Source organism: Nitrospirillum goiasense (assembly GCF_034427435.1).
Classification (GTDB): domain Bacteria; phylum Pseudomonadota; class Alphaproteobacteria; order Azospirillales; family Azospirillaceae; genus Nitrospirillum.
In genome coordinates this window covers 755948-780091 of record NZ_JAXQNP010000003.1, presented here as the reverse complement: position 1 = coordinate 780091, position 24144 = coordinate 755948, and the positions used below count along the sequence as shown (strand labels likewise).

23 protein-coding genes and 1 tRNA gene are annotated in these 24144 nt (G+C 66.1%); 17 read left to right on the top strand and 7 right to left on the bottom strand.

Going from position 1 to position 24144, the window contains the following annotated elements; translation table 11 throughout:
* The first annotated feature begins 108 nt into the window (after positions 1–108).
* The 3 genes from ULB03_RS17890 (at position 109) to ULB03_RS17880 (ending at position 4904) form a co-directional block, all read left to right on the top strand.
* On the top strand, positions 109–663 hold the full coding sequence (locus ULB03_RS17890) for an FKBP-type peptidyl-prolyl cis-trans isomerase (RefSeq protein ID WP_322484466.1): 555 nt from the start codon (positions 109–111) through the stop codon (positions 661–663).
* Between the two features lie 193 nt (positions 664–856).
* Entirely contained in the window at positions 857–3976 is a 3120-nt protein-coding gene (locus tag ULB03_RS17885) for a ligand-binding sensor domain-containing diguanylate cyclase (RefSeq protein ID WP_322485224.1), read from the top strand.
* Positions 3977–4106: 130 nt separating this feature from the next.
* Complete coding sequence (locus ULB03_RS17880; protein ID WP_322484465.1) at positions 4107–4904, top strand: crotonase/enoyl-CoA hydratase family protein; 798 nt, start codon at positions 4107–4109, stop codon at positions 4902–4904.
* On the opposite strand, the gene gcvA is transcribed toward ULB03_RS17880, so the two are convergent.
* From gcvA to ULB03_RS17860, 4 genes are all read right to left on the bottom strand, one after another.
* A complete protein-coding gene (gcvA, locus tag ULB03_RS17875; RefSeq protein ID WP_322484464.1) occupies positions 4889–5821 on the bottom strand; it encodes a transcriptional regulator GcvA in 933 nt (310 codons plus the stop codon). The two genes, ULB03_RS17880 and gcvA, sit on opposite strands and share 16 nt — an antisense overlap.
* Positions 5822–5901: 80 nt before the next feature.
* Entirely contained in the window at positions 5902–7185 is a 1284-nt protein-coding gene (gene murA, locus ULB03_RS17870) for a UDP-N-acetylglucosamine 1-carboxyvinyltransferase (RefSeq protein ID WP_322484463.1), read from the bottom strand.
* A 163-nt stretch (positions 7186–7348) separates the two neighbouring features.
* On the bottom strand, positions 7349–7903 hold the full coding sequence (dcd, locus tag ULB03_RS17865; RefSeq protein ID WP_322484462.1) for a dCTP deaminase: 555 nt from the start codon (positions 7901–7903) through the stop codon (positions 7349–7351).
* A gap of 176 nt (positions 7904–8079) precedes the next feature.
* Complete coding sequence (locus ULB03_RS17860) at positions 8080–8235, bottom strand: hypothetical protein (protein ID WP_322484461.1); 156 nt, start codon at positions 8233–8235, stop codon at positions 8080–8082.
* Between the two features lie 221 nt (positions 8236–8456).
* Here ULB03_RS17860 and ULB03_RS17855 point away from each other — a divergent pair.
* From ULB03_RS17855 to ULB03_RS17845, 3 genes are all read left to right on the top strand, one after another.
* Positions 8457–8531 (top strand) — tRNA-Thr (locus ULB03_RS17855).
* A 289-nt stretch (positions 8532–8820) separates the two neighbouring features.
* Positions 8821–10236 carry a DUF2252 domain-containing protein gene (locus ULB03_RS17850; RefSeq protein ID WP_322484460.1) on the top strand — a complete coding sequence of 472 codons (1416 nt, stop codon included), beginning with the start codon at positions 8821–8823 and terminating at the stop codon, positions 10234–10236.
* A gap of 318 nt (positions 10237–10554) precedes the next feature.
* The gene (locus ULB03_RS17845) at positions 10555–12960 is read left to right on the top strand and encodes a TonB-dependent receptor (protein WP_322484459.1); all 2406 of its coding nucleotides are present in this window, start codon (positions 10555–10557) and stop codon (positions 12958–12960) included.
* On the opposite strand, the gene ULB03_RS17840 is transcribed toward ULB03_RS17845, so the two are convergent.
* Positions 12954–14030, bottom strand: coding sequence for a helix-turn-helix transcriptional regulator (locus ULB03_RS17840; RefSeq protein ID WP_322484458.1), 1077 nt, complete (start codon positions 14028–14030; stop codon positions 12954–12956). The two genes, ULB03_RS17845 and ULB03_RS17840, sit on opposite strands and share 7 nt — an antisense overlap.
* Positions 14031–14182: 152 nt before the next feature.
* Here ULB03_RS17840 and ULB03_RS17835 point away from each other — a divergent pair, with 152 nt between their 5' ends.
* Together ULB03_RS17835 and ULB03_RS17830 are read left to right on the top strand one after the other, a co-directional pair.
* Complete coding sequence (locus ULB03_RS17835; protein WP_322484457.1) at positions 14183–14575, top strand: hypothetical protein; 393 nt, start codon at positions 14183–14185, stop codon at positions 14573–14575.
* A 113-nt stretch (positions 14576–14688) separates the two neighbouring features.
* Positions 14689–15024, top strand: coding sequence for a hypothetical protein (locus ULB03_RS17830; RefSeq protein ID WP_322484456.1), 336 nt, complete (start codon positions 14689–14691; stop codon positions 15022–15024).
* A gap of 20 nt (positions 15025–15044) precedes the next feature.
* On the opposite strand, the gene ULB03_RS17825 is transcribed toward ULB03_RS17830, so the two are convergent.
* Positions 15045–15548, bottom strand: coding sequence for a hypothetical protein (locus ULB03_RS17825; protein WP_322484455.1), 504 nt, complete (start codon positions 15546–15548; stop codon positions 15045–15047).
* A 494-nt stretch (positions 15549–16042) separates the two neighbouring features.
* On the opposite strand from ULB03_RS17825, the gene ULB03_RS17820 reads away from it, so the two are divergent.
* Entirely contained in the window at positions 16043–16459 is a 417-nt protein-coding gene (locus ULB03_RS17820) for a hypothetical protein (RefSeq protein WP_322484454.1), read from the top strand.
* A gap of 41 nt (positions 16460–16500) precedes the next feature.
* Here ULB03_RS17820 and ULB03_RS17815 read toward each other — a convergent pair whose 3' ends face one another.
* Positions 16501–16926, bottom strand: a complete 426-nt coding sequence (locus ULB03_RS17815; protein ID WP_322484453.1) for a helix-turn-helix domain-containing protein — start codon at positions 16924–16926, stop codon at positions 16501–16503.
* A gap of 192 nt (positions 16927–17118) precedes the next feature.
* Between ULB03_RS17815 and ULB03_RS17810 the strand changes: the two genes are divergently transcribed.
* The 8 genes from ULB03_RS17810 to ULB03_RS17775 all read left to right on the top strand — a co-directional run bounded on the left by ULB03_RS17810 (position 17119) and on the right by ULB03_RS17775 (position 23882).
* Positions 17119–17391, top strand: a complete 273-nt coding sequence (locus tag ULB03_RS17810; RefSeq protein ID WP_322484452.1) for a hypothetical protein — start codon at positions 17119–17121, stop codon at positions 17389–17391.
* A complete protein-coding gene (locus tag ULB03_RS17805; RefSeq protein WP_322484451.1) occupies positions 17388–18014 on the top strand; it encodes a hypothetical protein in 627 nt (208 codons plus the stop codon). The genes ULB03_RS17810 and ULB03_RS17805 overlap by 4 nt, the downstream gene beginning before the upstream one ends.
* Positions 18015–18034: 20 nt before the next feature.
* Positions 18035–19261: a hypothetical protein gene (locus ULB03_RS17800; protein WP_322484450.1), complete on the top strand. Its 1227-nt coding sequence runs from the start codon at positions 18035–18037 to the stop codon at positions 19259–19261.
* Positions 19262–19346: 85 nt separating this feature from the next.
* Positions 19347–19970: a hypothetical protein gene (locus ULB03_RS17795; RefSeq protein ID WP_322484449.1), complete on the top strand. Its 624-nt coding sequence runs from the start codon at positions 19347–19349 to the stop codon at positions 19968–19970.
* Positions 19967–20527 (top strand): hypothetical protein, encoded by a 561-nt coding sequence (locus ULB03_RS17790; RefSeq protein WP_322484448.1) that lies wholly within the window; start codon positions 19967–19969, stop codon positions 20525–20527. The genes ULB03_RS17795 and ULB03_RS17790 overlap by 4 nt, the downstream gene beginning before the upstream one ends.
* A gap of 537 nt (positions 20528–21064) precedes the next feature.
* Positions 21065–21457 carry an SEL1-like repeat protein gene (locus tag ULB03_RS17785; RefSeq protein ID WP_322484447.1) on the top strand — a complete coding sequence of 131 codons (393 nt, stop codon included), beginning with the start codon at positions 21065–21067 and terminating at the stop codon, positions 21455–21457.
* Between the two features lie 360 nt (positions 21458–21817).
* Positions 21818–22378, top strand: a complete 561-nt coding sequence (locus ULB03_RS17780; RefSeq protein WP_322484446.1) for a helix-turn-helix domain-containing protein — start codon at positions 21818–21820, stop codon at positions 22376–22378.
* A complete protein-coding gene (locus tag ULB03_RS17775; RefSeq protein WP_322484445.1) occupies positions 22296–23882 on the top strand; it encodes a terminase family protein in 1587 nt (528 codons plus the stop codon). The genes ULB03_RS17780 and ULB03_RS17775 overlap by 83 nt, the downstream gene beginning before the upstream one ends.
* Positions 23883–24144 lie beyond the last annotated feature (262 nt).

The following is a 24144-nucleotide window of genomic DNA, read 5'->3' as shown; positions in this document are numbered from 1 at the left end:
GCGTGGTGGGGGCAAGCCACGGTCCAGGGTATAAACACCGGCGCCCATACGCCTGACGCCTCCCTATCGCGGGGCTGGCGGGGCGGCCGGTTTCGCAGGAGCGGTTTGATGCGCGGGCATAGCTTTATGTACTCCACCCTGCTGGCGGCGACGCTGGCCCTTCCGTTCCTGGCCGGGGCCGCCGCCGGGACTGCCCAGGCGCAGGTGCCGTTGAACGCCCGCTCCGCCATCGGTGGTCAGGTCGACGCCCAGCACCAGTTCATCCTTGATTACGCCAAGCAGCCGGGCGTGGAAATGTCCACCAATGGCGTGGCCTATCGCTTCCTGCGCAAGAAGGAACCGGCGGTCGGCCAGCAGCCCGGCCCCAGCAACCGCATCCGCGTCCATTACGAAGGCCGGTTGATCGACGGCACCGTCTTTGACAGCTCCTACCAGCGGGATGAGACGGCGGTCATGTCGCTGGAAAAGGTGGTGAAGGGTTGGGTCGAGGTGATCCCCCGCATGCATGTCGGCGACAAGATCGAAATGGTCATCCCGGCGGAGATGGGCTACGGCCAGAAGGGCTCGGGCGATGGGGTCATTCCCCCGGGCGCCACCCTGATCTTCAAGGTTGAGCTGTTCGAAGTCATGCCCGGCGAACTGCGGAGCAAGGGCGCCGGCTGACAGGGCGCCGGCTGATCCTGGGCCGCCCCGCCCCCAGGGCATGGGGGCGCTTTGCCAGTGAGGCCCCTAAAGGGTCTTGCGTTGTCGCGCCCAACCCCGTCAGATCATGGGGTGTATGCCATCCGGGGAATACCCTCGAGGATGGCCGGGGGCAGACATAGGCATCGTTTTGAATCCAGCCACCATCGTGAGCATGGCAACCGCCACCACCGCCGGGGGGCCAAGGCTGCACCGCTGGGCGGCCGTCCTGCTTTTTCTCATTTTGGGCCTGGGCTTCGTGTGGTCCCCGGCGACCGCCCAGGAATACGCCTTCCGCTCCTATACCCAGGAAGACGGTCTGGGCAACCTGTCCATCACCGCCCTGGCTCAGGACTCCCTGGGTTTCCTCTGGGTGGGGACGGAGAATGGCCTCTATCGTTTCGATGGCGGAAAGTTCCAGCGTTTCGGCCCCGCTGATGGGTTGAAAGAACCCTATGTCAGTGCCATCCACTTGACCCCGTCCGGTGTCCTGTGGGTCGGCACCACGGGGGGGCTTTATCGTTGGGATGGCCGCCGCGCCTTCGTTCCGGTGACACGGGACGGACGTCCCGTGCCGGTCTGGCAGGGGCAGAAGCTGGCGTCGCTTGATGCCAGCCGCCTGCTGGTCGTGGGACGGGAGGAATTGCTGGTGGTGGAGGCGGAAAGGTCCGCCTCCGCCGCTGATGGACCCAGTTGGGTCGCACGCCCCTACTTCACCGCCGACCAAAAGGCCGCCCAGCCGGCGCTGACCCGAATCCAGAGCGTTCGGGTCTTCGGCGTGGGGGAGCAAGGGGGGGGTGATATCTGGCTGGGGTGCGCGGAGGCCTTGTGCGAGATACGCCAGGGGGCGGTGACGCTATGGGGGCCCGACCAGGGGGTTCCCCAGGATCGCTGGGGCGGCGTGCTGCGCGATGTCGACGGTACGCTGTGGGCGCGTGGCGCCCACCAGTTGCTGGCGCTGGCCCCCGGTGCCACCCGCTTCACGGCGCAATTGCCGCAACCGTCCAACCGCAGCACCGTGCGGGTCTTCCTGCCGCTGCTGCAGGACATGGACCACGCCATCGTCACCTTTGGCGATCGGGGATTGTCACGCCTGACGCGGTCCGGGGATGGGGACACCCAGCCCCATTGGGAAGAGGTGAGCGACGCCAATGGCCTGCCCGCGCGGGAAGTCAGCGCGTTGCTGGTCGATCATGACGGCGACCTTTGGATAGGCTCTGGCGGCCTGGGCCTGACACACTGGGTTGGCTATCGCAGTTGGGCCAACTGGACGGTGCGCCAGGGGCTGCTTCATGATTCGGTTTGGTCCTTCCACCGCGACAGCGCAGGGGGCCTGGTCATCGGCACCGACGCCGGCCTCGCCCGACTGGACGATGAGGATGACGGCGCCCCGCGTCTGGGCCCGGCGCCGGGTGGCCAGCCGGTGCGCAACCACCAGGTGGGCGCCCTGACGCTCGACAAGTCGGGGCGCCTCTGGGGTGGGACCTTCTCCGGCCTGCTGTTTTATCAGGATGCCGCCAAGGAGGGCGCGGAGCCGCCGCCGGCTGTCATCGTGGGCCATCTGCCCCTGATCTTTCAGCTTCTGGTCGATGACCGGGGGCGACTTTGGGTCATGACCCGGAAGAAAGGCCTGTTCGTCGTCGACAGGCCGGACGGACCCGATCCGCAGGTGACGCCCCTGGGCGTCGCCCTGCCCATTCCCCCGGACAGTTCGATTTCCAGCGGCTGCCAGGCGCCATCCGGCACGCTGTGGTTCGCGACTGAAGCCGGCGTCCTGCGCTATGGCGAGGGCAAGTGGACGGCACCCGCCATCGCCGGTGTCGCCTCCAGCACCCGCTTCAACGTCATCGCGTGCGCCCGGGATGGCAGCCTGTGGCTGGGCGGCGAGACGGTCCGCCTGGCCCATCTGCGGGAACCGGCAGGCACCGCGCCGGACGCGGTCGGCACCGTCCTGCAGCCGGTGGGCGACATCACGAACGATCTGGTGGGGGATCGCCAGGTGTTGGGCGTGGTCGAGGACAGGCGGGGATGGATATGGCTGTCCACGGACAGCGGTGTTCTGGTGTGGAACGCCGGGGCCCTGCGCCAGTTCAGCCACGACAGCGGCCTGGCATGGAACGACTGCAACCAGAGCGCCTTGATGGAGGACGCCGACGGTACCCTGTGGGTGGGCACCAGCAAGGGCCTGACCCACATCACCCGGCCGGATCTGCTGTTCAATCGCCCGGCGCTGGTGACCCGGGTGACCGGCATCGAGCGTAATGGCGTCGACCTGCCGCTGGATGGCAATTTCGAGTTGCCGTGGGATACCTCCCCGCTGACCTTCCACTTGACCACCCCCAGCTTCCGCAGCCGCGGGGCGCAAATTTATCGCTATCGCCTGAATGGCCTGGAAGGGAACTGGAACGTCACCGCCACGGAGGAAATCCGCTATTCGGCGCTGCCGCCCGGTGCCTATGAGCTGGAGATCGTCGCCCGCAACACGGCGTTGCAGGCCATGGCGCCGTCCGTCCTGGTGCCCTTCACCATCCGGCCCCCGTGGTGGCAAACCAGACTGTTCTTCGCCGGCGCCGCCCTCTGCATTGTCGCGGTGGGCGTCGCGATCTATCGCTGGCGCAGCCATGCCGACCTGGAACGGCGGCGCACCCTGGAAATCCTGGTGGAGGCGCGGACGCGGGAGTTGGAGGCCTCGCGCGAGCAATTGCGCCAACTGGCCATGTACGACAGCCTGACCCGCCTGTGGAACCGTCGCGCCATCCTGGACCTGCTGGAACTGGAATTGGCGCGCCGGCGGGATGATGGCGCGCTGACGGTGGTGCTGGCGGACGTCGATCATTTCAAGCGCATCAATGACACCCACGGCCATCCGGCGGGTGATGCCGTGTTGGTCGAGGTGGCGCGCCGGCTGTCGGCCGCCGTGCGCAGCTACGACGCTGTCGGCCGTTATGGTGGCGAGGAATTCCTGATCCTGCTGCCCGGGTTGGGGCGGAACGATTGCGCCGATGTGCTGAACCGCCTCCATGACGCCATTCGCCAGACGCCCATCCCCCTGGGTGACGGTGTCCCTGCGGCCCCCCATGATGACCCGGAGGCGGAGGGGCAGGTGCCGGGCGTGCACGTCGATGCCTTCGGCGTCAGCCTGACCGTCACCTGCAGCTTTGGTGTCATCAGCGTCGGACCTGGCAGCGCCGTTCCGCCCCTGGCGGAGATCATCAAGCGGGCGGACCAGGCGCTCTATCGCGCCAAACACCAGGGACGTAACCGGGTGGAGTATGCGGACGGCAGCCCCGGTTGACAGGGTGTCCAGGCGCAGGCGGTCCCGGCCGCGTTGGATGAAAATCCTTCACCTGAGGGTGAGAAAGGCCCGTTTGTCCGGATGGTGGAGACCTGGGAACAGTGGAGCCTCCTTCCCAACGAGGTGTCCCATGACCACGCCCGTCCTGCTCAGCGCCGTTGATGACCACGGCATCGCCACCCTGACCCTGAATCGGCCCGAGAAGCTTAATGCCCTGAATTACGCCCTGGTGGACGCCCTGCTGGCGGCGTTGGAGGCGATGGAGGATGACCCCAGGATGCGCGCCGTCATCCTGACCGGGGCCGGCGATCGCGCCTTTTCCGCTGGCGGCGATATCCCCGAATTCGCGGCCAGCGTCCGCCGGGGGGCCACGGCGGCGGTGCGCGACTTCGTGCGCCGGGGCCAGACGCTGACCAGCCGCATCGAGGCCTACCCCAAGCCCATCATTGTTGCCGTCAACGGCCTGGCCTATGGCGGAGGGTGCGAGATCACGGAGGCCGCCCCGCTTGCCGTGGCCAGCGACCGCGCGCTGTTCGCCAAGCCGGAGATCAAGCTGGCCATGCCGCCCACCTTCGGCGGAACGCAACGCCTTCCCCGCCTGGCGGGACGCAAGCGGGCGTTGGAGTTTCTGCTGACCGGCGACAGCTTCACACCGCAGCGGGCGCTGGACATGGGGCTGGTGAACCGCGTGGTGCCGCATGACCAGTTGATGCCCGCCGCCCGGGACCTGGCGCAGCGCATCATTCGCCACGCGCCCGGTGCCGTGGCCGGCATCCTGGCCGCGGTGACGCGGGGCGTGAACGTGTCCATCGCCGAAGGGCTGGCGGTGGAAAGCGCGGCCTTCGCCGCCCTGGTGCCCGGCCACGACCTGACGGAAGGGCTCGGCGCGTGGATTGAGCGGCGTCCCGCCGTCTACACCGGCACCTGACCAGCTATCAGCGCCGCCAGTTCTTCCTTGATCCAGGCGCGGAAGGCCGCAACCTCCGGCCGGTTGCGGTCGGCCCGGCCCGTGATCAGCCAGTAACCTGTGCGGATGGGCCTGGGCGGGCCCAGCACGGCCACCAGGCGGCCGGTGGCCAAGTCGGTGTCCGCCAGGGGCAGGCGGCCCATGGCCACGCCCAGGCCGCCCGCCGCCGCCTCCAGCGCCATATGCACGGTGTCGAACCGGGCGCCCTGGGTCAGGGTGCCCTGGGTCAGTGTGCTGGGCTCCACCCCGGCCAGCGCCGCCCAGGCGGACCACTCCTCCGTCACGCTGTCGACGTGCAGCAGGGGCAGAGACCCCAGGTCGGCCGGGGCGGTCACGCGCGCTGCCAGGGCGGGGGCGCAAACCGGTACCAAGGCTTCCCGCACCAGGCAGGTGGCGTGCAGGCCGACACCCTCATCGGGGCGCCAGTCGTCCTGGCGCATGCGGATGGCCACGTCCACGCCGTCGCGCGGCAGGTCGGCCGGGCGTTGGCTTGTGTCCAGGGTCAGGGTGATCCCTGGATGCCGGTCGCGGAAGCGGGGCAGGCGTGGCACCAGCCAGCGCAGGCCGAACGTGGGCGCCACGCTCACCGCCAACCGGCCGCTGGGCGCGCGGCCCGGCAAGGCGGCCGTGGCCACGGCCAGCCGCTCCAGCATGCCGCGCACCTCGGGCAGATAGGCCGCACCTGCCGGCGTCAGGGCCAGGCTGCGGTGCCCGCGCGTGAACAGCGGCGTGCCCAGCCAATCCTCCAACGTCTGCAGCGCATGGCTGACGGCGCTGGGCGTCAGGTTCAATTCCGCCGCCGCCTGCTTGAAGCTGAGATGACGACCCGCGGCCTCGAAGGGGCGCAGGGTGCTCAGTGGCGGCAGGTGGTAGGGCATGGCGGCGGCTCATCCATTTTCGGATGAGGATAGTTCATCCGTGGGGCGGCGCGCCACCGCCCCACGGAGTCCTTCCGGGCTCAGTCGCCCTTCAGGCGCTCCATCTGGGCGCCGCAGGCGTTCAGCTTGTCCTCAATGCGCTCATAGCCGCGATCCAGGTGGTAGATGCGGTTGACGGTGGTTTCACCCTGCGCGGCCAGGCCGGCCAGCACCAGCGAGACCGAGGCGCGCAGGTCCGTCGCCATTACCGGCGCGCCGGTCAGGCGCGGCACGCCGCGCACCAGGGCGGACGAACCGTGGACCGTGATGTTGGCGCCCATGCGCGCCAGTTCCGGCACATGCATGAAGCGGTTCTCGAAGATGGTCTCGGTGATCATCGAGGCGCCCTTGGCCGTGCACATCAGGGCCATCATCTGGGCCTGCAGGTCCGTGGGGAAGCCGGGGAAGGGCTCCGTCATCACGTCCACGCCCAGCACCTCACCATTGGCGCGCTTCACCTTGAAGCCGGTGTCGGTGGGGGTGAACACCACCTCCGCGCCCGTCAGGGCCGTGGCCACGGCCTGGATGTGCTCAAGGTTGCCCCCCACCAGTTCCAGCTCGCCCCCGGTGATGGCGGCGGCCATGACATAGGTGCCCGTCTCGATGCGGTCGGACACGATGCGGTGGCGGGCGCCGTGCAGCGTCGGCTTGCCCACGATGTGCAGGCGGTCGGTGCCGATACCATGAATCTCGGCGCCCATGGCGACCAGACAGTGGGCCAGATCGGTGATCTCCGGCTCACGCGCGGCGTTGATCAGAACCGTCTCGCCCTTGGCCAGGCAGGCGGCCATCAGCAGGTTCTCCGTGGCGCCCACCGACACCTGGGGGAAGACGAACTCGGCCCCCCGCAACCCGTCCGGGGCGGAGGCGTGGATGTAGCCGGCCTCAAGCTCGATCTTGGCGCCCATGGCCTGCAGCCCCTTGATGTGCAGGTCGACGGGGCGGGTGCCGATGGCGCAGCCGCCGGGCAGCGACACCTTGGCTTGGCCGAAGCGGGCCACCAACGGGCCCAGCACCAGCACGCTGGCGCGCATCTTGCGCACCAGGTCGTAAGGCGCCTCGGTGGAGGTGATGGTGGCGGCGGTCAGGTTCACCGCCCGCTGGGCGCAGGAGGTGGCGCCCCCCTCGTACACCATGTCCACCCCATGCTGGGCCAGCAGGTTGGCCATGGTGGTGATGTCGGCCAGGTGGGGCAGGTTGTCCAGCGTCAGCGTCCCCTCGGTCAGGAGACAGGCGGCCATCAGCGGCAGGGCCGCGTTCTTGGCGCCGCTGATGCGGATGCTGCCGTTCAGCGGCGCGCCGCCGCGGATGCGTAACTTGTCCATGGGAAAGGGCCGATCGGTTCGAACATGCCGGTCTTGGGCCCGGTGTCGGGCGGTGCCGGCTGAGATGGCGAAAAGGGTAAAGGCGGAAAGGGTAATGACGAAACGGTGTGGCGGAATTGGGGCGACGGCGGGCCGCCGCCCAAACGGCCCCGGGGGTTAGTGATTACAGGCGCGGCAAGGTCACGCCGCGCTGGCCCATGTACTTGCCCGAGCGGTCGGCGTAGGACGTCTCGCAGATGGTGTCGCCCTTGAGGAACAGGAACTGGCACAGCCCCTCGTTGGCGTAGACCTTGGCGGGCAGGGGCGTGGTGTTGCTGATTTCCAGGGTCACGTGGCCCTCCCACTCCGGCTCCAGCGGCGTGACGTTCACAATCAGGCCGCAGCGGGCGTAGGTGCTCTTGCCCAGGCAGATCACCAGCACGTTACGGGGGACGCGGAAATACTCCACCGTGCGGGCCAGCGCGAAGCTGTTGGGCGGGATGACGCAAACATCGGTCTTGCGATCCACGAAGCTGGCGTCGTCGAACCGCTTGGGGTCGACGATGGCGCTGTCGACGTTGGTGAAGATTTTGAACTCGTCCGCCACCCGCGCGTCATAGCCGTAGGAGGACAAGCCGTAGGAGATCACGCCCTCGCGCTTCTGCGCCTCCACGAACGGTTCGATCATGCCCCGGTTCTGCGCCATGTCGCGGATCCAGGTGTCGGGCATGATGGCCATGGGCGTCGCTCCTGCGGTCGGGGTCGATGGGACGTGCACAAATGGTGCTCTTCCCCTTCTTAGACCCTCCCTGTCCGCCGCTCAAGGTGACTCTGTCACCTGTCTGGCCGGGATACGCACCAGGAATGGGCGCCGGTGTGCGGCCGCACCCACCACATGTGGTTAAGCCGCCGGGCTTATTCGTTGCCGCCCGCCGGGGTGTCGGTGGCGTCCTCCCGCTCGCGCGACTGCACCTTGCGGCGGCGCAGGTTCTCGCGCAGGGCGGCGGCCAGGCGCTCTTCCCGGGTCATGGTCTTATCGGCGCCGGATTTCGCGGGCGGCTTGTCGGTCATGGGGTGGGGCTACTCCTAAGGGGGCGGCTGGTGCGGGTGCCCAGGCCTTGTGGTCTATCGCGGGGCCTCGAAAATAGGCGCAGAATGGCGGCACGCCAAGGGTTTCGGCCTGGCGAAGCGGGGCGCCGCCAACGCTCCGATCAAAATTCTTTCATTTTCTTCGCTCAAAAGGCTTGCATCCCCTCCGCCCCTGTGGCAATTACCCCGCCCACCGGACGGGCGCTGCCGTAGCTCAGTGGTAGAGCACTCCCTTGGTAAGGGAGAGGTCGAGAGTTCAATCCTCTCTGGCAGCACCATCCGAACTTCCCAAAAATCAAATGCTTAGGTCCGCGTCGCGGTAACGTGACGGTGCGGGCTGTTGTCGTTTTCGTGGTGTGTTGTTTCCATGCCCAGGCAGGGAACGATCAGCGTCCGGTTAAAGTCCGCCCCTAAACGCCTCACGCGCCGCCGCGTTTGTGACCCGACCTTTTGGGCGGGGTTCGTATCGGTGCCATAATCCATTCCGACACTTTGGCGCTCGCCGCGCGGCTCCGCCGCCTTTCCGAACCGCCGCCTTCCCGAGCCCCCATTGCCCGGAGACGCCCTATGCCCGATCTCGCCGCCCTGCGCGCCCTGCCTGCGGTAAAACGCAAGGACGCCGGCAAGGCCCTGCGCGACGCCGCCCCCCGCTCCGGCAACGCTGTCCTGCCCGCCCTGGCGGGCCGGTCCGATCCCATCGCCCTGCTGCTGTCGACCTCCGCCCAGCGCATCCAGTCGCTGCTGCCGGTGCGCTGGGCCCGCATGGCGGCCAGCCCTTTCACCTTCCTGCGTGGCGCCGCGGCGGTCATGGCCCGCGACCTGGGGCAACTGCCCGTCAGCGGCATCCGCGTCCAGGCGTCCGGCGACTGCCACCTGATGAACTTCGGCGTCTACGCCAGTCCGGAGGGGCGGGCGGTCTTCGACCTCAATGACTTTGACGAGACGCAGTCGGCTCCCTTCGAATGGGATGTGAAGCGTCTGGCGGCGTCCCTGGTGCTGGCCGCCCAGGACGCCGGTCACGCGCCCGGCGCCGCGAAGGACATGGCGCGGGCCGCCGTCACCGCCTATCGGCTGCGCATGGCCGAACTGGCGACGCTGGACCCGCTGGTCGCCTGGAGCAGCCGGGTGGACATTACCGCCATGGCGCAATGCATCCAGGATGAGGCCGCCCGCGCCAAGGAAATGGACGTGCTGGCCAAGGCCGCGGCCACGCCGTCGGCCGGCGACGATTTCCCCCGCCTGGCCGAGGGTGACGGGCGTGAGGCGCGCATCCGGGACGCCCCGCCCCTGATCTATCATTTCGATGAAGAGACGGACCGTCAGGGCCAGGCGGCCCTGCGCGCCCGCGCCCTGTTCGCCCGCTACCGGGACACCTTGCCGGAGGAACGGCGCTTCCTCATCGACCGCTATCAGTTGGCCGACGTGGCCTTCAAGGTGGTGGGCGTCGGTTCCGTCGGCACCTTCTGCGCCATCGGCCTGTTCATCGACCCCGATGGCCACCCGCTATTCCTGCAGGTGAAGGAGGCGACCGCGTCCGTCCTCGCGCCTTATGCCGGACCCTCCCCCTACGCCAACCAGGGGCAGCGGGTGGTGGTGGGACAGCGCACCCTGCAGACGGTCAGCGATGGTTTCCTGGGCTGGGCGGCGGATGATGCGGGCCGCCATTTCTATATCCGCCAGTTGAAGGACCGCCGCTTGGCGTCGGCCGGCACCTTGATGGAAAGCGATCGCCTGGACTTCTATGCCACCCTGTGCGGCGCCACGCTGGCCCGGGCCCACGCCCGCTCCGGCGATGCCGCGCTCATCGCCGGCTATCTCGGCACTTCCGAGACCTTTGATGAGGCTGTGGCCGATTTCGCCGCCGGCTATGCTGAGATCAGCGCGGCGGACCATGTCCTGCTGAAGCAGGCTGTCGCCGATGGCCGGCTGACGGTGGCAGACCTGCCCGCCAAGGGCAAAGGCAAGGGGAAGAAGGGCGGCTGAGCGCCGACCGTGTCCTCACATGACGCCCCGAGATGCGATCGTCGCGATTTTGCGCCGATTCGCCTTTTCCGTGCGACATTGCGGGCCGAAGGTGCGGCAATTTGTCTGACCGTGCGGTCAGAAAACAGTCACAAAACCTGACCGTTTGATCAAGTTTCTGTCAAATTCGCGCTTGCGAAGCCCAAAGGGCATACTGCCCCCGAGCTTTCCCGCCAACGTCTTGAAACTGCAACATTCCAATGTTAGTGCAAATGCACAAACATTGATGGCGCCCGTTGGGAAGCAGGGTGCCGGTTGGATAAATATCGGGGGATTCTCATGATGATGTTCACGCGGGGCGGTGCGGCCGCCCGCGAACGCTCACGCCTGCGCGGCCTGCTGTTGGCCGGTGTGGCGCTCAACGTGGTGGTGTGCGCTGGCGCCATGGCGCAGGAGGCCTCCTCGGCTGGCGACGTGGAAACCATCCTGGTCAACGGCAGCCGGCCGGTGAACGCCAACGGTATGATCACGGTGCAGGAGGCGCCGAAGTCCGCCTCCTCCGTAACGCAAGAATTCATCAAGGACCAGCCGGCGGCGGCCAACCCCTTCCAGCTGATCAACCTGGCGCCGGGCGTCAACTCCAACGGGCGTGACGCCACTGGCACCGGTCGCGGCGCCATTTCCGTGCGCGGCTTCCAGTCCAACCAGATCGGGCTGATCCTGGACGGCGTGCCGGTGAACGACAGCGGCACCTTCAACGTCTATCCCCAGGAATATATCGACGCCGAGAACCTCTCCCAGGTCTACATCATGCAGGGGGCGGGCGACGCCGATACCCCCAACGTGGGTGAGACGGGCGGCAACATCGGCATGGTGATCCAGAAGCCGTCCGACGACTTCCATGTCATGGTGCAGCAGGGCCTGGGCGACAACAGCCTGCGCCGTGAATTCGTGCGCGTGGATACCGGCGACATCGGCTTCCGCACCAAGGCGTTCATCTCCTACTCCAACGCCGCGGTGGACGTGTGGCGCGGCGAGGGCACGACCAAGCGCCAGCATGTCGACGCCTCCATTGCCCATGATATCGGCGACAGCAGCCGCATCGCGCTCAGCGCCTTCTACAACACGGCCGAAACCTATTCCTACCAGGCGCTGAACAAGGCGCAGCTGGCTCAATACGGCTATGACTTCAACTTCGCCACCGCCTATGCCCCCACCGCGCCGGCGGTGAACGGCACGGTGCAGAACGACAACAACGGCCCGCTGCTGACCCAGCGCTCCAACTACTACAAGCTGGCCACCAATCCGTTTGAAAACCTGGTGGTGTCGGTGAAGGGCAACTTCGCCCTGACCGACAGCATCCGCCTCGATGTCCAGCCCTATCTCTGGTACGGCTTCGGCGGCGGCGGCACCGCCGGCTATTTCTCCGAGACCAACGCGGCGCAGTTCGGCGTCCAGGGGCAGAAGTTCACGGGCGTCGACCTCAACGGCGACGGCGACAAGCTGGACACCAAGCTGTTTTACAACCCCTTCGCCCAGCAGCAGATGCGTCCCGGCTTCCTGACGCGCGGGAAGTGGAGCTATGGTCATAACGAGCTGGTCGTGGGCTTCCAGTATGAAATCGGCAAGCTGCGGGAATGGAAGCCGCTGCTGTCGGTGGACGCCTACGGCAACCCGGTCAGCCTGTGGCCCGACCTTTATAACGAGCACGTGGTCCGGGCCGATGGTTCCGTGGTTCGCACCCAGGACCAGAAGACGACGACGGAAGTGGTGCGCCCCTTCGTGGTCGACACCCTGAACCTGTTCGATGACAAGCTGGCGCTCAGCGTCGGCCTGCAGCACTCGCAGATCAACCGCAGCGGCATCAACTATCTGCCGGTCAGCCTGCGCACCGCCGGCAACGCCGTGGCGCCGACCCGGCCGGAACTGGACCAGGGCAAGTTCGTGCCCAGCGCCGGCGCCGTCTATCATATCGACGACAGCAACCAGGTCTTCGTCTCGGCCACCCAGACTTTCCGCGCCACCGACAACTCCGCCCTCTACACCCCGGGCGTGAACCTCTCCACCATCCAGCCGGAAACGACGGTGGATCTGGAGGCGGGCTACCGCTACGGCGGGCCGTGGTTCATCAGCTCCTTCACGATCTTCAACACCAACTACAGCAACCGCCAGCAGTCGCTGTTCGACGTCACCGCCAACACCACGGTGTCGAAGAACATCGGCGGCGTCATCATCAAGGGCATGGAGGCCGAGGTCGGCACGAAGCCCATCGATGGCTTCTCCGCTTATCTGTCGGCGGCCTACACCCAGAGCCATCTGAAGAACGACATTTATGTCGGCCTGGCCAACGGCACGACCGTTCCCCTGCCGACGGCGGGCAAGCAGCTGACCGATACGCCGGAATGGCTGGTGTCCTCGCTGCTGCGCTATGAGCGGGACAACTACTTCGCCCAGATCCAGGGCAAGTACACCGCCCACCGCTTCAGCAGCCTGACCAATGACGAGGAGGTGCCGTCCTTCTACACCTTCGACGTTGCGGCCGGGTACACCCTGCCGGAATCGCTGACCGGCCGGTTCAACACCCGCCTGGTGCTGTCGGTCACCAACCTGTTCGACAAGCGCTATCTGGGCGGCATCAACTTCGGCAACAACGCCCAGCCCTACAACGGCGTGGCGGCCAACCTGCCCAGCTATCAGCCGGCGCCGCCCCGTTTCATTTCCGCCAAGATGACGGTCACCTACTGATCCGGTGGATCATCGTCGGAAGGGGGCACCGGTGGCGACGCCGGTGCCCTTTCCGTTTCAGCCGTCGGCGTTGTCTGATACCGGCGGTGCAGATCCGCCGCCAGTTCGGCCATATGGGCGCGCAGCTCCGGCGGGCCCAGCACCTCCACCGTGAGGCCCAGGCCCAACAGCTGGCGGGCGGTCCATTCCACCGATTCCAGCGGGATGTCGGCCTCCGCCCAGCCATCGGCGCTGGCCGGCTGCAGTGAGGCGCTGATCCGTTCATTGAAGGCCGGCCCCAGGTTGCGCAACAATTTCAGGCCGGTGGCCGTGGCCTTCACCCGCGCCGTGCCGATGTAAAGGCCCGCCTCGAAGCTGTGCAGCGATGCCTGCCAATGGGCGGGCAGGTCGAAGTCGGCCGGGCGGTCGAACCGCCGCTCCAGCACCGTGTGGGCCAGGATGCTGGAGATGCGGTAGGTGCGGGGCGCCGGGGGCGCCGTGTTCGCGTCCGGCTGGTCCGTCTCCGTCCGTGACCGGGCGACCAAATACCAGACGCCGCCCTTCAGCACCAACCCCAGGGGCTCCACCGTCCGCTCCACGATCCCGGTCCAGCGCTCATAGCGCATGCGGATGACCTGCTCATTCCATACCGCGCGGGCGATGTCGGGCAGGATGTCCACCTTGCCCGGTTCCTGGAACCAGCCCACGGGGTCCAGGTGGATGCGGGCGTTCAGGCGCGCGGCCATCTGGCGTCCCTGCTCGGGCAGGGCGGCCAGCAGCTTCAACTGGGCGGCGGCCAAGGTGTCGCCCAGCCCCAGGTCCGCCGCCGGCCCCGGCAGGCCCGCCAGGAACAGGCTTTCCGCCTCCTGCGCCGTCATGCCGGTCAGCCGGGTGCGATAGCCGTCCATCAATTGAAAGCCACCCTCCCGCCCCCGGTCGGCATAGACGGGGATGCCGGCCGCGCTCAGGTCATCGATATCTCGGTAGATGGTGCGGACGGTGACCTCAAGCTCCTCGGCCAGGATCTGGGCGGTCTGGCGACCCCGGGTCTGAAGCAGCATGAGCAGGGAAAGAAGACGGCTGGCGCGCATGATTTTCAGCCTATCAGATCATACCTGACAAAGGATGTCAGGTTATGTCCGTCATCGTGTGTGGACCAAGCCCTGATGGGGCTTGACCTCAACTTTGCTTGAGGTTTTAGCGTGATCAGCGGTTTCCGTGACACGAGGGGAGGAAGGCCGCCATGAAACTGCAAGCCGCCGCATTGCTCACATTGACCTTGATCGTCGGGGCGGGGATGGCCGACCGGGCCTTGGCCTGGCCGCCTGACCTGCTGCCTGCGGATGCCTTGCCGCTGAAGGCCGCGCTTCGGGCTGATCCGCCGCCTGCTCAGCACCCCCCGGTGGCCGCCGTCCAGCAGGCCGCGCCGCAGGGCGGGGTTGACCGCGATATCCCGGCGCCGCGGGTGGCGCCGGCCACCTGCTCGCGCTGGGTGGACGAGGACGCTGGCGCGTCGCTCGGCAGGCAACCGGCATTCGCCCGTTTGGATGCTCTTGATCAGCATCGCGGGCATCCGGTCATTCCGTGGTGGCCGCAGTCGGCTCTGACTTCCGGATCCTGGTCCGCGCCGTTCTGATAGGACCTATGGCCGTGGTTCACCCGTGGGGGCCGCCTTTTGGCCGGCTTGGCCTTCCACCGCATCACCAGGACAGTGCGGGGGTTGCCCTGTTCTCCGTCCGGGAGGTTAAAGTGGACCAATCCGTCGTGCCGCCCCTGTCCCCGCCCACGCTCCAGGCGCGTCGACGGCGCTGGCTCAAGCCCGTGCTGTTGGGGGCGGCCATCATGGGCGCCGGGCTGTTGCTCAGCGCCTGTGCCACCCAGCCGCCCCCCATGGCGGGCCGCGAATTGCCGGGATTCCTCTATGGGCTGCTGCACGGGCTTATCGCGCCCTTCAGCTTCCTGTACAGCCTGGTTTCCGATACCCGTGTCTACGCCTATCCCAACCCGGGCCGCTGGTACGATTTCGGCTTCCTGCTCGGGGTCAGCGCCTGGGGCAGCGGCGGCACCACCGTGGTGCGCCGCTGACACCAAGAGTCAGGGCGAGATCACGTTGTTGGCTGGATAGCGGGGGGCAGGGCGCGGACGGGGACGTTCGCCGCCGGTGTGGGGCTGAAGGGCGGCACCAGGGCCAGGCCGCGCTCCAGCGTCCACAGCGCCGCCTCACGGCTGTCGCCCGCCTCCTCCGGCAGGCCTGCCCGGGCCAGTACCTCGGCCTGTTTCAGCAGGCTGGCCGCCGCCTCCATCCGCACCCGCAAGGTGGCCGCCGGGCGCAAGTCCGCCTCGCGGGTCTGACCCTGCGTCTCCAAGGCGGTTTCCAGGCGCCCCATGCCCTCCAGTGCCTGCTCCAGCGCCGGTGCTGCCGTATCCATCAGTTCATTCAGGGCGGCTTGGCCATGCCCTTGCTCCAACCGCCGGCTGGCCAGGCGGATGCTCAGTGCCGCGTGTGCCACCAGGCGGGCCAGGGCCGGGACCTGCGCGGCCAAAGCGGGCATGGCCAAGGTGCGGGTTGGAAGGGCGGTAATGGGCGGCGCGGATGACGCGGGCGACATGGGGAGGCTCCGTCGTTGGTTTTAAAAATGAACCCCGGGGCGGTGGCTGCCGCTCGGGCGCCTACCCGCCCCGGGGAAGGGGCGACCCGCCCAGGGAGGGGCAGGGGGCGGGTCGCCGTCGCCAGGCGGCGCCGATGGGGGAAGGCGCCGGCCGGTGAGACTTACCCTGACAGGAGAAAAACACCCCGTCAAGCGAAATGGGAGAAAAATATCCAAGCCGGAAAATTCTCCAGCTGGTGGCAGTAGTGCCGCCGCTTGACCGACCTGCGGCAAAATGAGAACGTAAAGAGAACATGCGGACGGTGTGCCGAGGGGCGGTTCGTATCCGCTAGCGCACGTTAATCGGGAGTTACAGCCACGCATTAACGATATCGTACGCATCACAGTGGGGCTCCGGCTTGGTTCTCCCTCATGGGGAACCAGCTGGAGCGCAGCTCGTCAGGAAACAGCGCACCGGGAACCAGACCGGCGCCAGTGCGGAATAGAGGAGTGGAATGTCGGGTCGCGTGTCACACCAGCGCTTGCCCTTGGCCGGGGAGGTTTATCCCGGCACGCCCGAGGTGTCGCCCGTTGGGCGACGCCTGCGGGTGGTGGTGGGTGGCGTGCCGGTGGAGGCTGCGGTCAGCGATACCTGGCCCTGGACGTTGTTGTCGCTGGCCCGCCATCGGCTGGTCGATATGCTGCCCTCCCTCCACCATGTGGCAGGGGGCGTGGCCATCGCGGCTGACGCCTGGGTCGCGCTCGATACGTCTCCTGCCCCTGCCGACGCGCCGGGCGGCTTACGTGTGCGTCTCTATCTGGTGGACGCCCTGCCGGCTGAGCCGGTGGCCACGGCGGGCCAGACCCGGGGGCCGGCGGACATGATGCTCAGTCGCGACGTGGCGGCAAGCCTGGGGTGGCTGTCATGCTGACCTCCTTCGCCCAGGCTGGCGAGGTCAGCGGCAACAGCGCTTCAGCGCTGGGCGATCTCACGCTCGATCTTCAGCTTTTCCAAGTCCAGCTGGAACAGGCGCACAAGCTGGGCGGCCAGGTCGAGGTCGCCCCGGCGGTAGGCGGCGCGCACCTTGTCCAGCACCGCGTCCAGAACGGCATGTTCCGGCAAGGGGGGCGGTTCCTGTCCAGCATAGGGCGCGGACGGCGGGGTGGCGAGATGACCAGTCCCGGCCGCCGAGTTGTCGCCCAGCCGGCTCTCGCCGATCAAATCCTCGATTCGGCAGCCCAGGCCCCGCGCGATCTTATAAATGGTGTCCGCCCGGGGGGATGCGGACTTGCCGTACATGATGCCCTTGATGGTGCCTTCGTTCAGGCCGGCCGCCCGTTCAAACTCCGCATACCCGAAGCCCAGCGCCGACAGACGGTGGCCCAGCCGCTCAGCCAACGGGCTGGGCGCGGGGGTGCTGGGGGGGCTTTGGCGGCACGTGTCATGTGGGGAAATTTACCCTGATGCGATACCGGCGTCGCGGGAGAATTATATCCTAGATAACGGGAGAATTTTATCCTATCCTTGGCGGTATGACCAGGGGCTAATGCGGCCCGCCGGTCCTGAAGCCCAAAATAGGAAAGGAAGCCCATGTCCCCCAGTTCCCGGGGTGCCGTCCCCCGTCCATGCGCGGCAGGCGCGGCGGCGTCGCGCGCCGCGGGCGCGCCCGTCACCACCAGCTTGCAGGGCCGGCTGGGTCGCACGCCCTCCACGCCCGATGACTTGCGCTCCATGGCCACCGCCGCCTGGCACAAGCGGGGGGTCGCCATGATCCGGCTGGATGACCTGCCCAACGAATTCGATCGCCTGGCGGTGGAAGCCATCGCCACGTCCCTCTACGGCAAAAGGACGCCTTCGGAATGACCCCTCCCGCCCCCGCTTCCGCTGTCACCGCTTCTGGCGCCCGCAAGGCGCCATCCCGCCGCCGGGCGGGCCGTCCGCGCAAGGCCGGTGTCCGCCATGCCTGCGGCCAGCTGGTGCAGGCCGCCGACGCCGCCATCTTGCCCCAGGCGCTCGAGCGCCGGGCCGATCTCCTGGGGGCTCCGGTTTCGCTGCCGATGGCTCAATTGCTGGACCAGCGGGCGGGACAGCCCTTGGGACAGCTGTTGCTGCGTGGCCGCCTGACCCAGCGGCAGCACGATGCTGGACAGGCTGTGGGCGGCCTGTGGCGCGCTTGGCTGTCCTTGGCGGAGGCGCCCAAGCCCCACGCCTATGTGCCGGAGTCCGGCAGCGGCGTGGCCCGCCCGGATGTCGACCCCGACCGCTGGGCCCGCACTGAGGACCGCCTGGCCCAGGCCCGCGCGTTGATCCGGGCCAGCGGCCCCCATGGCCTGCTGGCCCTGACCTTGGTGGAAAGCCTCTGTGCCGACGAGGTCATGCCCCGCCGGTTCGAGGCCACCTGGGCCGGCGATTGGCCCCAGGGCTGGGCGGCATTGACCACGGCGCTGGACGCCTTGGCCGATCATTACCGCATCCCCCGTAACTGACCGCCGTTGGAGGACACACGATGAGCCTGCGCATTTCCACTGACGAAGCGGCGTTCGACCATTCCCCCTTGGCGAAGGCTTGGGGGGACCGCCGGTGCCGAGGCATCGTCCGGCATCCCGTCCTGGCCCCGGCTGGCCTGATCCTGGGCGCCGGCACCTTGCTGGCCAAGCGCGCCGATGATGCCAGGGCGCCGCAGGCCTTGGATTTCGATGCCGACCGCCTGCTGGCCTTGCTTGCCAGCGCCTATGACCGTCCCCACACGGCGGAGCAGGCGCGGCGCATCCTGGCCAAGGTGCGGGCCGCCGGCCGCGCCCTGGCGGCGGATGAGCCTGTGCAGGCGGCCATCCACCTGGCCCATGCCGGCCTGGGCGTCCTGCCGGATGCCGACATCGCCGCATGGCGTCTGTTCCTGGCGGAAACGCTTCTGGATCAGGGGATAAGTTCGGCAGCCTTGATGAAGGCGGCGGGCTTCGCTGTGGCCAAATACACGGCCGACCAACCCCGCGACGGCCGCGGGCGCTGGACATCGGAAGGTGGTCATGACACGGCATCCGCCAGCTCCGGTCCCCGATTCATCGCCACTCCAGATGCGGAAGATGGCGGCTTGTCTCGTCCGCTTGCGGCCCGGGCTGTGGGATCGACATCGACGTCCGGAAAGCAGTGGCGTTCCGCTTGGGAGACACAGCCGGATAGCCAACTCCGAGCTGCTGTGGCGTCGGCGGAAGAGTCCGAAAATGGACATATAGATTCCTTTGGTTATCAGGCTTTTAAGCATAATCCGAACAGAAATAATAAAAATCCAGATGCTGGAGATAATAACGCTCTCGGAAGGTATCAGTTTTTGGAAGATAGCCTTGTTGGCCTTGGCATTAAGACGGGTCGTCACGCCAATGAGTGCGATTCAGATTTTGGAAGGAAATATGGAATAAAAAATGATACGGATTTTCTAAATAATGAAGATGCGCAAGAGGCTTCATTTTCCTTATATAAGAAGGATGTTGATCGACAGATAAATAAAATTTATCTTGATTATGAGGGGTCAAAATTTGTGGGCGTGCACGGGCAGTCGATTAAGATAACAAAATCCGGCTTATTTGCCGCCTACCATCGAGTGGGAATCGGTGGCCTCAAGAGTTATTTACGAAGATACAAAGGAAAGGATACTAAAGGTCGTCCACTAACCGATCATGAGAAATGGGTGGAAACGCGTTTGCGCTTGTTCCAGGACGTGCCTTACGAAAATTGATTCCATGGAGGAGGTATAATTCTTAATGTATATGGTGCCGTGCTGGGCTGCGTATAAGTAGTGCTCGACTGAGCGGGGGATACCGATGAGCTGTTATAGCGCTAGAATAATCCTGGTTGGTGCTTTGTTGGTTGGGGTTATCGCCTCCGGGGCGGTTTATCCGGCTTATGCTGCGAAGCGAAAGGCTGTAGATGCGGCCAACGATCCAGACCAGTCCCGGTTTGATGATCCCAGCTTGGGGCGCTACATGCTGCGCAGTAGTGTCCTTATTGGGCTGGAGTTGAAGCGCGGTTGGGGAAGTGATGGATGGGGGCGCACAGATTTCGCCAAGGCGTTCCATCTCTCGAGCGACGATGATTTCCTTAATAATGAGGATGCCCAAGAAGGCGCTTTTTCTACGCTTCTTGCCTTTCAGGAAGTGGCTTTGGCCCCTCTTATTCAACGATATGCAGGACGGACCTTTGTCAGTAGCGCTGGCGTCAGCATCAAAATTACGGAAGCGGGGCTGGTAGGGGCGGCGCAGCGGGCGGGCTCAGCCGCGGTAATCGCCTATTTCCAAACATATGAGGGAAGAGATACGCGAGGCTTGGCGGATGCCATGCCGTCGCGTTTCCAGCAGGTGGAGCGCCGTCTCGCGGGCTTCCAGAACATCCCCTACACCGATTTGAACGGCACTAAAAAGCCTTCGGCGAAAGGTGACAAGAAATGAAGTCAATGTGGCATGCCGCAAGCCTTATCATCGCGCTGCCGCTGGTCCTGCTGGGGGCGAATCGGGCGCAATCGCGGGTTGGAGCGGATCTGATCGTCTTCAAGGAGATCAGTGGCAAGAAAATCGCGTTCGTACGTGACCTTTTGGCGCTGAACACGCCGCAGGACGACCGGCCTAGCCAGGTCGACTCGCCCAGGAAGTCGGTGCGATATGCGGAAGTCGACCTGGATGACGACGGTACGCCGGAAGTGTTGCTAGCGGTGGCCGATGCCTACCATTGCGGTAGCGCCGGATGCACCGTCTACCTCTACCAGAAACGGGGAGAGCGATGGACCTTCGTCACCCCGATCTGGTCGGATCCGGGCGACCTGTTGGTGCTGGGGCGATCTGACAAGGGATATCGGCGGCTGATACATATTTACGAAGACACCAACGCTGACAGGCCGGGCAAAGATGGTGTCTATCCCAGGCATTATGAACTGCTGTCCTGGACCGGTAGCGGCTACAGCTATGAACCGGTGACGTTCGAGACCTTCACGCGAGAAACCACCCCATAAAATTTCCACGCAGTGTAAAAGACGCTTGACCCTGCTTTCCGATCCGGTTATATATCGAAATATGAAATGCCCATTTGCGCCCGGAAGGCTGAACGCCTTGCCGGGCGTTTTGTTTTTCGGACCTGCCTGACCCAGACGGTCGCATTCGGCCCATGCTGATTGGTTATTCAGGACCTGTGAGTGGCCATCCATTCCGCCCCCTATGATCTCGCACACGATGGGCGGCGCGCAGGTGTGCTGCCCGTTGGATATGACGGTGAACGCAATTGGTCCAGCAGCAAAGCGGGAAGTGGGAATCAGTTTAAGAAACTGCGGCCGCATTCCGACAAACCCGGATGGACCCAGTGGAAAGATCAGAATGGTAAAGATCGAGAACGCCCTTCGACAAAGGAGGAGTTGGAATATTTTGCTAATCGGGCCCTTCGCAGGGTGCCTGGGTTATTTCCATTCACCCTTCTGCCCGGTAAGCTTCTTGAGGAGCAGATGTGCCAATTCACCCCCGGCAGATGTTTGCCCGATTCAATATGAGGCATGGCAATGAGCGAGGATCAGGAACGATTCAATCTCAATATTGACGATAAGGATCTGGAGAATCTTGGTCTTCTTGCGCAGAAACTAGAAGAATCTGGTGACATAGCAGGCGCAGTTTCGCTTTTGAAAATTGGTGCGCACCTGGGGGACACCTGGATAACAACGATGCTTGCCGATTATCTGAGTACGCCCCCGTCTTTCATAGACGCCAAAACGGCGGAAGTCCTTTATAAAAAGTCCTGCTTGGCGGGAAGCTCTGCGGCATGCAGCAATTTGTCCCTTCTTTATTGGCAGTTGGGCAAAACGGAGCTGGCGCAAAGATATTGGCAGAAGGCCAAGGATCGCGGCAGTCCATGGGCTGATGATGGGCCCCCATGGGAGAGCCACGATGATGATTGATGCGCCGGGGGGGGGGGGAACTTGATGGTCTTGAGCTTTCCCCGCTCAACGCGCCTTTTTAACAGATTGCGGCCGCACATCAACGGCATGCGTCTCTGGTTCATGGCCGCGTAAGCCGTATGTCCTGCGGTCAAAGGAAAATGTTTCGTTAGCGTAAAAGAGACTTGACGCTGATTGCCGATCCCAGTATATATCGAAATATGAAATGCCGATTTGCGCCCGGAAGGTTGAACGCCTTGCCGGGCGCTTCGTTTTTCAGGCTGGATCTCCGGTGCCGCTGGCGGGCCTGATCCATCACATCCATCAGACATCGCAGCCTTCGAGAGGTGCGCCGCCGTGCCGACGCGCAAGAAGCCGCCCATGCCGTCCCTTATCAAGGGGGCGGAACCTGAAGCCCTATCCTCTCCTCCCGCAACCGACAGTCAGGCACTGCCCGCCCTCACCCCCGCTCGTGCCGCCCGCACCCGCCTGGTGATCAGCGATGATCGCCGGGCGGAGGTGGCGGATCTGGCCGGCAAGGGGGTCCCCCGGGGCGTCATCGCCCGCATGCTGGGCATCAGCCCGCGTACGCTGCGCCGCCATTTTGGGCGTGAGTTGGAGATGGGGGCGGCCCGCGCCCATGCCCGTATCGTGGAAACCTTGTACGCCAAAGCGTTGGAGGGCCACGCCCCCTCGCTCATCTTCTGGTGCCGGGTGCGCTTGGGGTGGGGGGGCAAGGCGGGCGAGGTCGACGATGGTGGTCCGCTTGAGGGCGAGGGCGAGGGCTATGGCCCGTCCCCCCGCAGTGGTGGCGCCGCCTCGCCGCCCATCGACCCCGTGGCCTTGGAAAGCCTGAACGATGCCCAACTCGAAGCCCTTCTCCGCCGCCTGGAAGCGGCGGGTTTTGACCCGGGCCCTGACGGTGGTTCGGGCGGAGATTGAGCGGCGGGCGGCCACACGCTGGGCGCCCTTTCCCGGGCCACAGACCCAGGCGCTGACCAGCGACGCCGATTTCCTCTACTACGGCGGGGCCGCCGGCGGCGGCAAGACCGACCTGCTGCTAGGTGCTGCCCACACCCGCCACCGCCTGTCCATCATCTTCCGCCGCGAATTTCCGCAGCTGAAGGGCGTCACCGACCGTGCCCAGCAGTTGTTCCGTGGCCGGGGACGCTGGTCCAAGTCCGATTGGACCTGGCGCCTGGATGACGGCCGGATCATCGAGTTCGGCGCCGTGCAGCATGCCGACGATGTGCACAAATACCAAGGCCGGCCCCACGACCTGATCGCCTTTGATGAACTGCCGCATTTCACCGAGGCGCAGTTCCGCTTCCTGGTGGGCTGGAACCGTCCGGGCCCGGGCGTGGACCCTGCCCAGCGCTGCCGCGTCATCGGCGCCGGCAACCCACCCACCGATGCCGAGGGCGCCTGGGTCATCCGCTTCTGGGCGCCCTGGCTGGATCCGACGTATCCCAACCCGGCCGCGCCGGGCGAACTGCGCTGGTTTGTGACCGACGGCCAGGGCCAGGATCGTGAGGTGCCGGGACCGGAGCCTGTAGCCTTGGATGATGGCGACGTGCTGACGCCCAAGTCCCGCACCTTCATCCCGGCGCGGGTGGAGGATAATCCCGTGATGATGCGCGCTGGCTATATCGCCACCCTGCAGTCCCTGCCGGAACCGCTGCGCAGCAAGATGCTGCGCGGCGACTTCGGCGCGGGGCGGGAGGACCATCCCTGGCAGGTCATCCCCACCGCCTGGGTGGAGGCCGCCATGGCCCGCTGGCAGCCGGCCGGTGTGGCCACCCTGCCCCTGGTGGCGCTGGGCGTGGACGTGGCGCGCGGCGGGCGGGACCGAACCGTGCTGGCTGCCCGTCATGGGGCCTGGTTCGCCCCGCTGGATGTGGTGCCGGGCCGCGAAACGCCCGATGGCGCCGCCGTCGTCGGCCTCGTCCTCCGGCGCCTGGCGGGTGCCACGGCCGCGGAGACGCCCGGCGGTGTCGCGGTGCAGGTGGACGCCATCGGCGTCGGCGCCTCCGTCCAGGATCTCGGCATGCTGCATGGCTTGCGCATGGTGGCGATGAACGCCGCGGCGGCCAGCGGCGCCCGCGACCGGGGCGGCCGCCTGGGCTTCGTCAACCGCCGCGCCGAATGGTACTGGAGCCTGCGTGAGGCGCTGGAGCCCGCGTTGGGCGCCGACCTGGCCCTGCCGCCGGACCGCGAACTGCTGGCCGATCTGGTGGCGCCGCGCTGGAAGATGACGGCGCGCGGCATCCAGATCGAGGCCAAGGACGACATCAAGGCCCGCATCGGGCGCAGCCCCGACAAGGGCGACGCCGTGGTGCTGGCCCACGCCCAACCCGCCGGCGACGGCACCGGCCTGCTGGCCGTCTACGCCGAGATGGCGGCGGGGCTGGCCTCACCCATCATATCAACCAGTTCCCTGGCCTGATAACCATCAGGCCCGGGAGCCTTCAGGCCATCTTCGCTCAAGCTGTGTCAGCGCCCGGAAAGGGCGCGACCGGAAAGGTCTGCTCACCATGCCGCCGCAACGATCGACGGAATTTTGGCCTGGCACCGTCCACCGCGCGGACGCCTGCTTTGATGGCGCTCCACCCAAAGGGGGGCTGCCTTATGTGAACGATCACGGGGCCTTCTTGGGTAGCGGTCTCCCCTTATTGCGACGTCTGGGAGACGCATGGCAGCCACAGACG